A 13,313-nucleotide genomic window follows, 5' to 3' on the forward strand; every position below is an offset into this window, starting at 1 on the left:
GCCCGTACGCTCAGTCGGATCGGGTGAACATCTCGACCAGGGTCTCGCGCAGCCAGCGCTGCGCCGGCACGGTGTCATTGCGCTGGTGCCAGAACAGGCTGACGATGCGCGGCGGCGCCTTGAGCGGCAACGGCATGGCGTGCAGGAACGGCGCGTGCCGGGATTGCGAGCGCAGATCGCTCGGCAGCACGGCGATCAGGTCGGATTGGCGCACCACCTCGTAAGCGGCGCTGTAGTGGTTGACGGTCGCGACCAGATTGCGCGACAGCCCGCGCGAAGCGAGGAAGAGATCGTAGGACGGCAGGGTCTTGCCGGCGAGGCTCACATCGACATGGCCTGCGCCGAGGAAGCTGCGCGTGCTGAGCCGCTTCTGGGCCGCGAGCGGATGGCCGCGCCGCATGAAGCAGGCGTAGTCGACCGTCCACAGCGAGCGCGAGCGGATGGCGGCCGGCTGCTGCGCTTCGTTGACATAGACGCTGAGCACGCAATCGACGCGATTGTCTTCGAGCTGATCGGCGATCTCCAGAATAGTGTTGGGGACGGTGTGCACGCGCGCCTTGGGCGCGACCTTGCCGAAATGGCCGAGGAGATTCGGCATCACCAGCGAGGCGACGTAATCCGACATCGACAGGCTGAACTCGGTCTGCGCGCGGCGCGGATCGAACACCTGCTCGTCGAGCGCGCCGCGGACGCTCTCGAGTGCCTCGCCGATCGGCTCCCACAGCACCACCGCGCGCTGGGTCGGACGGATGCCGGTGCCGGACCTGACGAACAGGGGATCGCCGAGCGCATCGCGCAGCCGCGCCAGTGCATTGCTGACCGCCGGCTGCGTCATCAGCAGCGCGTTGGCGGCGCGCGTGACGCTGCCCTCGGTCATCAGGGCTTCGAAGACTTTCAGCAGGTTGAGGTCGAGCGATCGAAACGACAGAACATTCACCGTGGTGATGTATGGGATCACGATTATAAATTATGACGATAATATCTCTTTGTCTATGGTTCCCCCAGGGACTTGCGGATGCCGGGCCGCCGGACAGAGGGGACTTACATGTCGATGATCTCGGCGCGCATCGAGCGCCTGCCATTCGCACGCTTCCACACGCATCTGTTGTTGATGGGCGGGCTCGGCTACATGTTCGACGCGATGGACGCGGCCGTGCTGGCGTTCATCCTGCCGGTGCTGCGCACCGCCTGGAATCTGACGAGCGTGCAGATCGGCGTGCTCGGCAGCAGCACCTATATCGGCTTCCTGTTCGGCGCGTTGCTGGCGGGCACGCTCGGCGACCTGATCGGTCGCCGCGCGGTGATGATGTCGGCGCTGGCGCTCTATTGTGCCGCATCGATCGTCAGCGCCGCCGTGGACAGCTGGCCGTCCTTCTTCGCCGCCCGCGTCGTTGCCGGCATGGGCACCGGCGCCGAGAGCGCGATCATCGCGCCTTATCTCGCCGAGTTCGTGGCGCGGCGCTTCCGCGGCAGCTTCACCGGCGCGCTGGCCGGCTTCTTCTCCTTCGGCTTCGTCGCGGCGGCCTTGCTCGGCTACTTCATCGTTCCCGCTTATGAGAACGGTTGGCGCATCGTGCTGGTGATCACCGCGGTGCCGGTCGTCATGCTGTTGTGGTGGCGCAGGGCGCTGCCGGAATCGCCGCGCTGGCTGGAAAGCCGGGGCAGGGCGAAGGAGGCCGAAGCGGTGCTGGACAAGATCGAAGCCGGCTTCGCACGCCAGGGGCATGTGCTCCCGCAGCCGGTCGTCGATGCAGTCAGCCCGCCCGTTGCCGGAGGAACGCTGCTTGCCAATTTCGCGGCGCTGCTCGAGGGCCGGCAGGCGCGCATCACCGTCATGACCTGGATCATGTGGCTTGCGATCACCTTCAGCTATTATTCCTTCTTCGTCTGGATCCCCGGCCTCTTGGTGCAGAACGGCATGAGCATCACCAAGAGCTTCGCCTATTCGATCGCGATCTATTGCGCGCAGATCCCCGGCTATTTCAGCGCCGCCTGGTTCAATGAGCGCATCGGCCGGCAGGCGACCATTGCGTCCTACATGGTGCTCGGCGGCATCAGCGCGCTCGGACTCGCCTTCGCGCAGAGCGACCAGCACATCATGGTCGCGGGGATCCTGCTGTCGTTCTTCATGAACGGCACCTATGCCGGCGTCTATGCCTATACCGCGGAGGTGTTCCCGACGCCGGTGCGAACCACCGGCGCCGGCCTTGCCTCGGCGATCGGCCGCATCGGCGCGATCGTCTCGCCGATCCTGGTCGGCTACCTCTATCCCAATTTCGGCTTTGCCGGCGTGTTCGGGATCACCACCAGCGTTCTGCTGATCGGAGCGCTCACCGTCGTGGTGATGGGCGTGCCGACGCGCGGCCGTTCGCTGGAAGACATTGCCGCGGGCGAAGTCGCATGAGGGAGACGACACGCCGGGCCGATCCGCTGCTCAACGCCGTGGCGGCGGCGCAGGGCAGGGCGGATCAGCCGGAGGCGCTGTTCTCCGCGCTGGATGACGCCTTGAAATCGGCGATCGGGCACAAGCTGTTCACGATCCTGACCTATGACGACGACACCGGGGAAGCGGCGCGGATCTATTCCAATCTCCCCGGGCCTTACCCGGCGGGCGGACGCAAGCGCCTCGCGCCGGGACCATGGACCGAGGCCGTGCTCGACCGCGGCGAGGCCTATATCGGCCGCAGCCTCGACGATCTGCGCAATGTGTTCGCCGATCACGAGCTGATCGCTTCACTCGGCTGCGAGAGCGTGCTCAACATGCCCGTGCGCTGGCGCGGCCGCACGCTCGGCTCGCTCAATCTGCTCCATGAAGCGGGCTGGTACGGCGCGGACGATGTCGCCGTGTGTCTTCCATTTGCCCAGCTCGCATTGCCCGCGCTGCTCACACAGTCCTGACCAGACAGGAAACGACCATGCCCAGCACCCTCTTCAAGAACGCCGCTCTGCTCGATCCGCTTCAGCCGGATTTGCTGGAGGGCCATCACGTACTGGTCGAGGACAATGTGATCAAGGAGGTCTCCGATCGGCCGCTATCGATCTCAGCCGACCGCACCATCGACCTCAACGGCAAGACCCTGATGCCAGGCCTGATCGACCTGCATGTCCACGCGATCGCGGTTGAGCTCAATCTGGCGCAGCAGGTGCACATGCCGAACGTGCTGGTGACGCTGCGCTCGACGCTGCTGCTGCGCGGCATGCTGCGCCGTGGCTTCACCACGGTTCGCGACGCCGGCGGCGCCGGCCATGCGCTGAAGCAGGCGATCGACACCGGCCTCACCGACGGCCCGCGGCTGTTCGTTTCCGGCCGTGCGCTGAGCCAGACCGGCGGGCATGGCGACATGCGGGCGCGCTCGGATTACCTTGCCAGCGACGCACCGTGCCCCTGCTGCGTGCGCGTCGGCGCGCTGGCGCGCGTCGCCGACGGCGTCGACGGCGTGCGCAAGGCGGCGCGCGAGGAGCTGCAAATGGGCGCCGATCAGATCAAGATCATGGCGTCCGGCGGCGTCGCGTCGCCGACCGACCCGGTCGGCGCCTTCGGCTACTCCGAGGACGAGATCCGCGCCATCGTCGAGGAGGCGCGCGGGCGCCAGACCTATGTGCTCGCCCATGCCTACACCGCTGCCGCGATCGAGCGCGCGGTTCGCTGCGGCGTGCGCACCATCGAGCACGGCAATCTGGTCGATGCTCCGACCGCGCGCCTGATGGCCGAGAAGGGCGCCTATGTGGTGCCGACGCTCGTCACCTATGAAGCGCTGGCCAATGAGGGCGCGCAATACGGCCTGCCGCCCGAGAGCGTCGCCAAGATCGCCGACGTCCGCGACGCGGGCCTGCGTTCGCTCGCGATCTATCGCGACGCCGGCGTGAAGATGGGGTTCGGCAGCGACCTGCTCGGGCCGTCGCAGCGCCTGCAGAGCGACGAATTCCGCATCCGCGCCGAGATTCTCGGTCCGCGCGCGGTGATCGCCAGCGCCACGGTGATCGGCGCCGAGGTGCTCGGCATGGAGGGCAAGCTCGGCCGGATCGTGCCCGAGGCCATCGCGGACCTGCTGGTGGTCGATGGCAATCCGCTGCGCGACGTCGCCTGCCTGCTCGGCCAGGGCGAGCATATTCCGCTGGTGATGAAGGCGGGCAAGGTCCAGTTCGACCGACTGAACGCATAGTTACCGCCACGTCACGGACGCCCTCGCGCCGCTCGTGCGTCCTATGTCGAGACGCGCACGACCATCTTGCCGAGCGCCCCGCGCGTCTGCATGGTCCTGAACGCTTCCCGGAAATCGCCCAGCGCGAAGACGCGACCGACCACGGGCTTCAGCTGGCCGTCGGCAAGCCAGCCCGTCAACTGCGACATCAGGCGCTTCTGCACCTCGGGCTCGCGCAGCGGGATCTGTGCGAGGTCGACACCGAGCAGGGCGCCGCCTTTCAGCAGCGGCAGATTGAACGGCAATGCCGGGATCGCACCGGCGGCAAAACCGACCACGAGATGACGGCCACGCCAGGCGATGGAGCGAAAGGCCTGCACCGAGACGTCGCCTCCGACCGGGTCGAAGATCACGTCGGCGCCGTGTCCTTCCGTCAATTCCTTCAGCGTGTCGCGCCAGCCGGTCTGCGTGTAGTCGATCACAGCGTCGGCGCCATGCGCCAGCGCGAACGCGCGCTTGTCCGGTGTCGATGCTGCTGCGATCACACGGGCGCCAAGCAGCTTGCCGATCTGGACTGCCGCAATTCCCGTACCGCCGGCTGCGCCCAGCACCAGAAGCTTTTCGCCTGCGACCAGCATGGCGCGTGCGCTGAGCGCATAGAGCGCGGTTAGATAATTGGCGCGAAACGAGGCGGCGACTTCGGCCGCGACGCCGTCTGGCAGGGGATGGAGCGCTTCGGGGCTGACGACGATCTCCTCGGCAAGCGCGCCCGAGCGCGTCATCCCCATCACGCGCATGCCGGGTTGATAGCCGCCGGGTGCGCCGGGCGCGTCCGTCACCACGCCCGCGAACTCCGTTCCGGGAATGAAGGGCAGGGGATCTTTGGTCTGATAGCGTCCCTCGATCTTCAACCCGTCGACGAAGCCGATCCCGGCAGCTTCCACGCGGATGCGAAGCTGTCCCGGTTCCATGGACGGGGGCGGGACGTCCTTCAGTTCGATCTGATCGATCGGTGCGTATTGCTCGACGACGACGGCTTTCATGTCGGACCTCTGTTGTTCCAGTTATCCTGACAGGTCCCGACACGAGCCTCTTGCGTCTACCGCCACATCCCCCGCATCCGCGCTCCGATGTCGATCTTCGGGCCCTGCGCCGCGGTGCGGGCAGCACCGCTTGCGGCCTTCGGCCAGGCGGTGCGTTCGAACAGATAGACCAGCTGTTCCGGGATGAAGCGGGTGCGCGAGGCGTAGACGTGGCGGTCGCCCTTGGCGGCTTGACCGTGGGTGAAGAAGCGCTGGGGCACGACGAGGTGCAGATCGTCCTTGGCGCGGGTCATCGCGACATAGAGCAGGCGTCGCTCCTCTTCCAGCTCGGCGCTGGTGCCGGCGCCGAGATCCGACGGCATGCAGCCGTCGACGACGTTGAGCACGAACACCGACTTCCACTCCTGGCCCTTGGCGGAGTGGATGGTGGACAGGATCAGATAATCCTCGTCGCGCAACGGCGGGCCGGATTTGTCGCTGGTCGCATCCGGCGGATCGAGCGTGAGCTCGGTCAAAAATTTCTCACGCGAGGCATAGCCGCTTGCGATCTGCTCGAGCTGCATCAGATCGGCGCGGCGGGTCTCGGAATCCTCGTGGAGCCGATCGAGATGCGGCTCGTACCAGAGCCGTACGCGTTCGAGATCGACCGGCCATTCCGAATAGCGCAAATTCTCGACGGTGCGGACGAAGTCGGTCCAGTCGGCGCCGGTGCGCGCGGGCACCGGAAGCTGACCGAGTACGGCCAGCGGATCGCTGCTCTCCGCCATCTGGTCGAGCACGCGCTGCGCGGTCGCGGGGCCGACGCCCGGCAACAGATGCAAAATGCGGAAGCCGGCGACGCGGTCGCGCGGGTTCTCGGCAAAGCGCAGCAGCGCCAGCACGTCCTTAACGTGCGCGGCGTCGAGGAATTTCAGCCCGCCGAACTTGACGAACGGAATGTTGCGGCGGGTCAGCTCGATCTCGAGCGGGCCGGAATGCGAAGAGGTCCGGAACAGCACGGCCTGGTGCTTGAGCAGCGCGCCTTGCTCGCGGTTCGCCAGCACTTCCTCGACAATGTAGCGCGCCTGGTCGGCCTCATCGTGCACGGTGACGAGCTGCGGCTTGTGCGAGGCGGTGCGGTCGGTCCACAAATTCTTGGTGAAGCGCTCGCGGGCGAGCCCGATGACGCCGTTGGCCGCCGCCAGCACGGTCTGTGTCGAGCGGTAATTGCGGTCGAGCGTGATCATCTCGGCGCGGGGCGAGAAGCTCTGCGGAAAGTCAAGGATGTTGCGCACGGTGGCGGCGCGGAACGAATAGATCGACTGGGCGTCGTCGCCGACCACGGTGAGCCCGCGTCCGTCGGGCTTGAGCGCCAAGAGGATTGAGGATTGCAGGCGGTTGGTGTCCTGGTATTCGTCGACCAGAACGTGATCGAAGCGGTCGCCGATCTCTTCGGCGATCAGCGCATCGCTCATCATCTGCGACCAGTACAGCAGCAAATCGTCGTAATCGAGCACGTGCTGGGCCTGCTTGGCCTCGACATAGGCCGCGAACAGGCCCTTCAGCTCGGCGGCCCAGCCCGCGCACCAGGGATAGTGCACCCCCAGCACCTTCTCGATCTCCATCTCGGCGTTGACGCAGCGCGAGTAGATCGACAGGCACGTGCCCTTGGCGGGGAAGCGGCTCTCGGTCTTCGACAGGCCGCGCTCGTGCCGGACCAGGTTCATCAGGTCGGCGGAATCCTCGCGGTCGTGGATGGTGAAGGCGGGATCGACGCCGATCCGCTCGGCATATTCGCGGAGCAGCCGCGCGCCGATGCCGTGGAAGGTGCCGGCCCAGGTCAGCGCATCGCGCATGATCGCGGCGTTGTTCTCGCCCAGCACCTTGCGGGCGATGCGCTCGACCCGGCCGGCCATCTCGGCCGCCGCGCGGCGGGAGAACGTCATCAGAAGGATACGGCGCGGATCGGCGCCGGCGACGATCAGATGCGCGACGCGGTGGGCCAGCGTGTTGGTCTTGCCGGAGCCGGCGCCGGCAATCACCAGCAGGGGGGCCCCCACGGTCGCGCCATCGGCCACGCCATGCTCGACGGCGCGGCGCTGCTCCGCATTGAGCGTGTCCAGATATGTCGCCACGAATCGCCCCGGTGAAAGGGCGAGAATCGGCGATCCCGTCGCGAATCGCAATGCGGCTGGACGGGACCGGGTTTAGGATTTAGGGGGAAAGACGCCCCCAGGTTCCAGTCCGAAAAGCGCACCCGGCATGACCGAGCTCAAATCCGACCAGTTCGAGATGCGGCGGCTGGAATCGCTCAGTAACACCATTTTCGGTGTCGCCATGACGCTTTTGGCCTACGACCTGCCCAAGGCCGCGGTGTTCACCAGCGCGCCCGACTGGAGCGATCTTGCCCATGTCTATTCCGGCAAGCTCGCCGGCTTCGCACTCAGCTTCATCATCGCCGGGGTGTTCTGGATCAGTCATCACCGGCGGCTGGCGCGCCAGCCGGTCGGCAGCCGCGGCGCGGTGATCCTCAACCTGTTCTTCCTGCTCTCGATCGTGCTGCTGCCTGTCACCAACGGCCTCTACACCAATTACGGCATGAGCAGCGCGGTCGCCGTGCTCTACGGCCTGCACCTCACCGCGATCGCCGGCCTCAATGCCTGGCTGTGGTGGACCATCCTCGGCAACTGGCGCAACGAGATCATGGCCTCGCTGTTTCCGCTTCTGGTGTTCATTCCGGGCACGATCGTGGCGGCGTTCGCCCCGCACGTCGCGCCCTTCGTGTGGTTCATCGCCTTCGGCGGGCTCGCGATCCAGCGCTTCTACGGTGCGCGGACGGGCGCGTGAGGCCGCGCCTCACCCGGACGTCGCGCCGAACCCATCGGCCGGCACGTAAAGCTTGACCGGGCGGATTTCGTAGACCGCAGTCGGATTGACCGCACGCAGTTTCCTTGCCGCTGCGATCGCCTCCTCCTCGGTGGCGCATTCCATCAGGTGGAAGCCCAGAAGCTGCTCCTTGGTCTCGGCAAACGGGCCGTCCAGCACCATGCCCGCGCCGGGGCCACGCAAGGTGCGCGCCTTTCGGGTCTCATCCAGACGGGCGGCCGGCCCGAACTGCCCGCTGGCCCGCAAGGGCGCCTGGACCTCGATGACCTTGGCCACGACCGCGGCGTCCTGCTCAGGCGTCCAGGACAGGATCTCGTCTTCCACGTGGTAGGCCAGGATGGCGTACAGCATCGTCACCTCGTTGTTTTTCTGCACCGATCCCAAAGGACGTAGCACCGCAGGCGATGCCGACAATCCCCAAACAAGAAATTCAAGCACAAAATATTGCGTAGCCGGGCCGCGACGAAACCGTCCTGAAACCCGATTGCGGCGTTGCCGTGTGAACGCCGCCGGAAGTGGTCGCGACTGATGACCACAACAACAAGATTTCTGCTGGAGGCGGCAATGTCGGGTCACATCAAGATCATCTGCGACGCACGTCGGGCCGGACAATCTCAGACGGCCGATCTGCACGACCAAAGCGGCCATCACCGCTATTACGGCAGCTCGGCCGAGAATGGCGGCGAGCGCATCGTCGAAAGCCGGCGCGGCAAGCGGCCGCGCGCGCTCGGTGTTTGCGGCTTCTGAAGCCTCGCGCCCGTTTTCCAAATGGACGTCCTGCAAATATCGATCGCAGCGATGCCGTTCCTGCTCGCACTGACGAGCCGGACGGGCAAGGTCATCGTGCCGTGCCTGCTGACGAGCATCTTCACGGTGCTGCTCGGCGGGGAGCCTCACCGCGCAGTCGTGGCCTGGTGCGTCGGCATGCTGATCGCCGCCGTCGCGTTACGCGAGCGGCTTCGCGCGGGCTGAGCCGGCGGCCCGTTACGGGGCGTTCAAGACCTGCTTGACCAGGGCCTCGCGCAGCGCCGCCAATTCGCCGCTCGCCTCCATCTGGGCGATCACCTTGCCGACCTCGGGCACCAGGTCGCGATGGCGTTCATGCAGGTAATGGTAGATGTGGATGCGCTCGAGCGGCGGCGAGAGCGGGTGGATCCTGGCCTGCAGATTGAGTTTGCGCACCGCGGCGAGCCCGCTGAAGAGGTCGGTGACCATCACGTCGAAACGGTCAGCGTCGAGCATCCTGACCATGTTGTCGAGGCCAGTGGTCGCGGTGACGCGGGCCATGCCGCGCGTGCCGGCCTCCGAGGAGCCGACGCCGCGGACGATGCCGATGCTGTAGTCCCTGATCGAATCCCAGCCGGCGACGTCGAACCGGAGTTTCGTCGCAAACACCGCAGGCTCGATATAGTTGATCGCCGGCGTGACCTGGACCAGCGTCGGGTAGTCGCGCGAGAGCGTTCCGATGCGCTGGATCTCGCCGTCGACCGCGCCGGCGCTCGACAGCGCGAGCGCGCGCTTGCCGGGGACGTCCTCGAACTCCAGCCTGATGTTCAGCCTGGCGTAGACGGCCCGCAGCATCTCGCCGCCGACATATTGATCGGGGATGTCTGCGATGCGCGCCAGCCGGATGACCTCCTGCGCCTGCGATGGGCCGCTTGCAAGCAGTGACAGGCAGGCGACGATAATCCGCCACATGACGCGCCTCCTCGTTGCCCGATGCTACCGCTGGGTTCCGATGTCCGCCCGATCTACGGAGACCAGTCCTGCGCGTGGCCATAGCGGTCACTGCCCGCCCGAGGTGCAGGCGACTTCCGGACTTTCATCGATGTCATTCTACCACGCGAAGTGGTAGTTTGCGCGACAATCCTGCTGCCGGACGCAAGATATGACCCCGCCGACCTCAAGCCGCCCAGGGGTTGACAGGAAATCGGCCGACGGGATCGCCGCGCGCATCGCGGGAAGGGGAAGTCTCGACGATCGAAATGCTCGAGGCTGCGACCGCTCGGCCGCAGCGTGCCGCCATTTCCGGGGATGTGGTGCATGGCCAAGGCTGGTGACGAGGACTCCAATCGCGGCCGCGCAGTTGCACCGGCGGCTGCGAAGCAGGATTTGATCGGCACCGCGCTCGCGCCTTCGATGTTCGCCGCGCTGCTGTCCCGGCTCTTCAACTGGTCGCGCAGCGGCGTCGGGCCGCGCCTGCTCGCCGCCGTGCTGCTGTTCTCTTCGGTCGTGACGCTGACGCTGACCGCGCTCCAGCTCTATCTCGATTACGATCGCGAGGTCGGCCTCATCGAGACCAGGCTCGACGAGATCGGCCGCAGCACCACCGGCAGTCTCGGCGAGAGCCTGTGGAATCTCGACCAGAACCAGCTCAAGCTCCAGCTCGACGGGATCCTGCGGCTGCCCGACATCCGCGCCGCCGAGGTGCGCGAGATTGCCGACCGTCCCAATCCGATCCGTCTCGCCATCGGCGAGCCGAGCACCCGCTCGGTCGTGACGCGCGACTATCCGCTGAACACCATCGTGCAGGGGACCGCACGCAAGATCGGCGTGCTCCACGTCGAGGCGACGCTGACCGACGTCTACCAGCATCTGCTGAACCGCGCGCTGGTCATCCTGGCAAGCCAGGCGGCCAAGACGTTCCTCGTCTCGCTGTTCATCATCTACATGTTCCATCTGCTGGTGACGCGGCATCTGGTCGCCATCGCCGACTTCGTCAGCAAATACAGCCTGGCGCGCCCGCCGCCGCCTTTGCGCCTGGAGCGCCGGCCGCCCTACGATGCCGACGAGCTGGACAAGGTGATCGACGCCTTCAACGCCATGTGCGCGAACCTCCAGCGGGCCTATGGCGAGCTGCGCGAGGCCAATGCAAATCTCGAGCGCGACCTCAAGGTCCGCCAGCGCGCCGAAGAGGACGCGCGTGCGAGTGAAGAGCGTTTCCGCGACTATGCCGAGACCGCGTCCGACTGGTTCTGGGAGACCGGACCGGACCATCGGTTCACCTACATATCCGACCGGGCCGGCGTCTTTGGCATGGACAACAAGGCGCTGATCGGCAAGCGCCGCACCGATGCCGCGTCCGGCAGCGACGCCGAGCCCGAGAAATGGCGCGCGCACATGGCGATGCTGGACCGCCACGAGCCGTTCCGGAAGTTCGTATATCGCGGCCGCGACATCACCGGGCGGATGCATCATTTCAGCGTCAACGGCCAGCCGATCTTCGCCGCCGACGGAAGCTTCATGGGTTATCGCGGCTCCGCGACCGACCTCACCGAGCAGCACGAGACCGAGGAGCGGCTGCGCCAATCGCAGAAGATGGATGCGATCGGCCAGCTCACCGGCGGCGTCGCGCACGACTTCAACAACGTGCTCACGGTCATCACCGGCACCATCGAGATCATCCAGGAGGGGCTTGCGGACAAGCCCGAATTCGCCGCGATCGCGCAGCTGATCGACGATGCGGCCGCGCGCGGCGCGGAGATCACCTCGCAGCTCCTGACCTTCGCGCGCCGCCAGCCGCTGGAGCCGCGCGAGATCGACGTCAACGCCCTCGTGATCGAGACCGCGAAGCTGCTGAGGCCGATCCTCGGCGCCCATATCGAGATCGTGACCCGGCTCGCCGACGACGCCTGGTCCGCGATGGCCGATCCATCGCAGCTCTCCTCCGCGATCGTCAACCTCGCCGTCAACGCGCGCGACGCGATGCCGGGCGGCGGCAAGCTCACGATCGAGACCGCGAACCGCGAGCTCGATGACACCGACGCTGCGGGCGACGGCGATGCCATGCGCGGCGCCTTCGTGATGGTCGCGGTCGCCGACACCGGCCACGGCATCCCCGCCGACATCCGCGAGCACGTGTTCGAGCCGTTCTTCACCACCAAGGGCGTCGGCCGCGGCACCGGCCTCGGGCTCAGCATGGTCTACGGCTTTGCCAAGCAGACCGGCGGCACCGTCGCGGTCGAGAGCGAGGAGGGGCGCGGCACGGTGATGCGGCTGTTCCTGCCGCGGTCGAAGGGCGAGGCGCCGGCCAGGACCGCGCCGGTCCAGGCGCTCGACACGGCACGCGGGCACGAAACGATCCTCGTGGTCGAGGACGATCCGCTGGTGCAGGGCTATGTCATCGCCCGGCTCGGCAGCCTCGGCTATCGCACGCTGGTGGCCGGCGACGGCGCGTCCGCACTGGCGCTGGTCGACCAGGGCGCCAAATTCGATCTGCTGTTCACGGACATCATCATGCCCGGCGGCATGAATGGGCGGGAATTGGCGGACGCGGTCCGGCTCCGGCGGCCGGGGGCAAGGGTGCTCTATACCTCCGGCTACACCGACGACGCCATCGTCCACGAAGGCCATCTCGATCCCGGCGTGGCGCTGCTCAGGAAACCCTACCGGAAGTCGGAGCTGTCGCAGAAGATTCGCGAGGTGCTTGCGGGCGAGCCGCCGGCCTGAGCGGCGCCCCCGGACGAAAAAGGCGCGGCGGGGAAGCCCCGTCGCGCCCGATTTCTTGCTCGCTGGTCCAGGGCTGAGAGCGCCCCGATGCCAAGCCCTTATCTAGAGCTTAGCGGGCGATCCCAGCGAGGTGACAGCGCTTGGTAAAAGACACTGGATCACCTCCTTTCGTTGGTTTCGGAAGATTTCAATATAGGGGGCATTGCCGCCGCTGTTAAGAGGTGGCGGCTCCGGAGGAACCAGGGCGGTTCGCAAGGTCGGAAAGACGCCGGAAAGCGACCGCCTGGGCAGTTGAGACCGCCGCCCGGCCGTGTTAGGGAGCCGGTAACGCGGGTGTAGCTCAATGGTAGAGCAGCAGCCTTCCAAGCTGAATACGAGGGTTCGATTCCCTTCACCCGCTCCAGAGCGTTTTCATCATTAGAATCAGGCATTTACCGGCTCGTGGTGCGCGGATTGAGCCGCTCCTCCTCGATTTTCATACAACTCCGGTACAACCGAGCTCCAATCGGCCCATCGGTCATTATCGAATCCTTGATGCAGCGATGGCGTTTCATCCGCAGTCGAATCCTTGGCGAGCCGGGATACGGGCGGCTTTGGATGGCCGCCACGCGCACGAATCCTGGCCGGCTCTGCTTCGGTCGAGTCGGTGCGTTTTCCGACACAGGGACGTTCGATCATGGCGACGGTGAGAGCAGGCGCCCGGTTATGATGCGAGGCTTGTCGGACGGCGTGTACGGTCGATCCACGCAGTAGAAGCGAGGAAATGCAGTGGGCTAAACTGAAGATGCCTTTCGGCTTGGATAGCGCCGCGGTG

The 13,313-nt window shown here is 66.3% G+C and carries 12 protein-coding genes and 1 tRNA gene; 8 read left to right on the forward strand and 5 right to left on the reverse strand.

Going from position 1 to position 13,313, the window contains the following annotated elements; genetic code table 11:
- Positions 1 to 10: 10 nt before the first annotated feature.
- On the reverse strand, positions 11 to 958 hold the full coding sequence (locus tag RAD10_RS14355) for a LysR family transcriptional regulator (protein ID WP_461618005.1): 948 nt from the start codon (positions 956 to 958) through the stop codon (positions 11 to 13).
- An 87-nt stretch (positions 959 to 1,045) separates the two neighbouring features.
- Here RAD10_RS14355 and RAD10_RS14360 point away from each other — a divergent pair, with 87 nt between their 5' ends.
- Genes RAD10_RS14360 through RAD10_RS14370 form a run of 3 tightly spaced genes read left to right on the forward strand, consistent with a single transcriptional unit; the run spans position 1,046 to position 4,163 of the window.
- On the forward strand, positions 1,046 to 2,404 hold the full coding sequence (locus tag RAD10_RS14360) for an MFS transporter (RefSeq protein ID WP_461618006.1): 1,359 nt from the start codon (positions 1,046 to 1,048) through the stop codon (positions 2,402 to 2,404).
- Entirely contained in the window at positions 2,401 to 2,898 is a 498-nt protein-coding gene (locus RAD10_RS14365) for a GAF domain-containing protein (RefSeq protein WP_461618007.1), read from the forward strand. The genes RAD10_RS14360 and RAD10_RS14365 overlap by 4 nt, the downstream gene beginning before the upstream one ends.
- A gap of 17 nt (positions 2,899 to 2,915) precedes the next feature.
- On the forward strand, positions 2,916 to 4,163 hold the full coding sequence (locus tag RAD10_RS14370) for a metal-dependent hydrolase family protein (RefSeq protein WP_461618008.1): 1,248 nt from the start codon (positions 2,916 to 2,918) through the stop codon (positions 4,161 to 4,163).
- Between the two features lie 41 nt (positions 4,164 to 4,204).
- Here RAD10_RS14370 and RAD10_RS14375 read toward each other — a convergent pair whose 3' ends face one another.
- Both RAD10_RS14375 and RAD10_RS14380 read right to left on the reverse strand, forming a co-directional pair.
- Positions 4,205 to 5,185, reverse strand: a complete 981-nt coding sequence (locus RAD10_RS14375) for an NADPH:quinone oxidoreductase family protein (RefSeq protein WP_461618009.1) — start codon at positions 5,183 to 5,185, stop codon at positions 4,205 to 4,207.
- A 56-nt stretch (positions 5,186 to 5,241) separates the two neighbouring features.
- Positions 5,242 to 7,299: an ATP-dependent helicase gene (locus RAD10_RS14380; protein ID WP_461618010.1), complete on the reverse strand. Its 2,058-nt coding sequence runs from the start codon at positions 7,297 to 7,299 to the stop codon at positions 5,242 to 5,244.
- Positions 7,300 to 7,426: 127 nt separating this feature from the next.
- On the opposite strand from RAD10_RS14380, the gene RAD10_RS14385 reads away from it, so the two are divergent.
- Positions 7,427 to 8,011, forward strand: a complete 585-nt coding sequence (locus RAD10_RS14385; protein WP_461618011.1) for a TMEM175 family protein — start codon at positions 7,427 to 7,429, stop codon at positions 8,009 to 8,011.
- Positions 8,012 to 8,020: 9 nt separating this feature from the next.
- On the opposite strand, the gene RAD10_RS14390 is transcribed toward RAD10_RS14385, so the two are convergent.
- Positions 8,021 to 8,401, reverse strand: a complete 381-nt coding sequence (locus RAD10_RS14390) for a YciI family protein (protein ID WP_026202701.1) — start codon at positions 8,399 to 8,401, stop codon at positions 8,021 to 8,023.
- Between the two features lie 213 nt (positions 8,402 to 8,614).
- Here RAD10_RS14390 and RAD10_RS14395 point away from each other — a divergent pair, with 213 nt between their 5' ends.
- Together RAD10_RS14395 and RAD10_RS14400 are read left to right on the forward strand one after the other, a co-directional pair.
- Positions 8,615 to 8,797, forward strand: coding sequence for a hypothetical protein (locus RAD10_RS14395; protein WP_038950498.1), 183 nt, complete (start codon positions 8,615 to 8,617; stop codon positions 8,795 to 8,797).
- A gap of 21 nt (positions 8,798 to 8,818) precedes the next feature.
- Positions 8,819 to 9,022: a hypothetical protein gene (locus tag RAD10_RS14400; RefSeq protein ID WP_018322198.1), complete on the forward strand. Its 204-nt coding sequence runs from the start codon at positions 8,819 to 8,821 to the stop codon at positions 9,020 to 9,022.
- A gap of 12 nt (positions 9,023 to 9,034) precedes the next feature.
- Here the strand turns inward: RAD10_RS14400 and RAD10_RS14405 are convergent, their stop codons facing one another.
- On the reverse strand, positions 9,035 to 9,748 hold the full coding sequence (locus RAD10_RS14405; protein ID WP_461618012.1) for a substrate-binding periplasmic protein: 714 nt from the start codon (positions 9,746 to 9,748) through the stop codon (positions 9,035 to 9,037).
- A gap of 345 nt (positions 9,749 to 10,093) precedes the next feature.
- Between RAD10_RS14405 and RAD10_RS14410 the strand changes: the two genes are divergently transcribed.
- A complete protein-coding gene (locus RAD10_RS14410; RefSeq protein ID WP_461618013.1) occupies positions 10,094 to 12,499 on the forward strand; it encodes an ATP-binding protein in 2,406 nt (801 codons plus the stop codon).
- A gap of 329 nt (positions 12,500 to 12,828) precedes the next feature.
- A tRNA-Gly gene (locus tag RAD10_RS14415) sits at positions 12,829 to 12,902 on the forward strand.
- The last annotated feature ends 411 nt before the right edge of the window (positions 12,903 to 13,313 follow it).

The organism is Bradyrhizobium sp. 23AC, from assembly GCF_054863025.1.

What these genes read in the sequence shown, in the direction of transcription:
- RAD10_RS14400 (WP_018322198.1), top strand. Translation starts at nt 8,819, where the DNA reads ATGGACGTCCTGCAAATATCGATCGCAGCGATGCCGTTCCTGCTCGCA.
- RAD10_RS14385 (WP_461618011.1), top strand. Translation starts at nt 7,427, where the DNA reads ATGACCGAGCTCAAATCCGACCAGTTCGAGATGCGGCGGCTGGAATCG.
- RAD10_RS14365 (WP_461618007.1), top strand. Translation starts at nt 2,401, where the DNA reads ATGAGGGAGACGACACGCCGGGCCGATCCGCTGCTCAACGCCGTGGCG.
- RAD10_RS14405 (WP_461618012.1), bottom strand. Translation starts at nt 9,748, where the DNA reads ATGTGGCGGATTATCGTCGCCTGCCTGTCACTGCTTGCAAGCGGCCCA.
- RAD10_RS14360 (WP_461618006.1), top strand. Translation starts at nt 1,046, where the DNA reads ATGTCGATGATCTCGGCGCGCATCGAGCGCCTGCCATTCGCACGCTTC.
- RAD10_RS14395 (WP_038950498.1), top strand. Translation starts at nt 8,615, where the DNA reads ATGTCGGGTCACATCAAGATCATCTGCGACGCACGTCGGGCCGGACAA.
- RAD10_RS14390 (WP_026202701.1), bottom strand. Translation starts at nt 8,401, where the DNA reads ATGCTGTACGCCATCCTGGCCTACCACGTGGAAGACGAGATCCTGTCC.
- RAD10_RS14370 (WP_461618008.1), top strand. Translation starts at nt 2,916, where the DNA reads ATGCCCAGCACCCTCTTCAAGAACGCCGCTCTGCTCGATCCGCTTCAG.
- RAD10_RS14375 (WP_461618009.1), bottom strand. Translation starts at nt 5,185, where the DNA reads ATGAAAGCCGTCGTCGTCGAGCAATACGCACCGATCGATCAGATCGAA.
- RAD10_RS14410 (WP_461618013.1), top strand. Translation starts at nt 10,094, where the DNA reads ATGGCCAAGGCTGGTGACGAGGACTCCAATCGCGGCCGCGCAGTTGCA.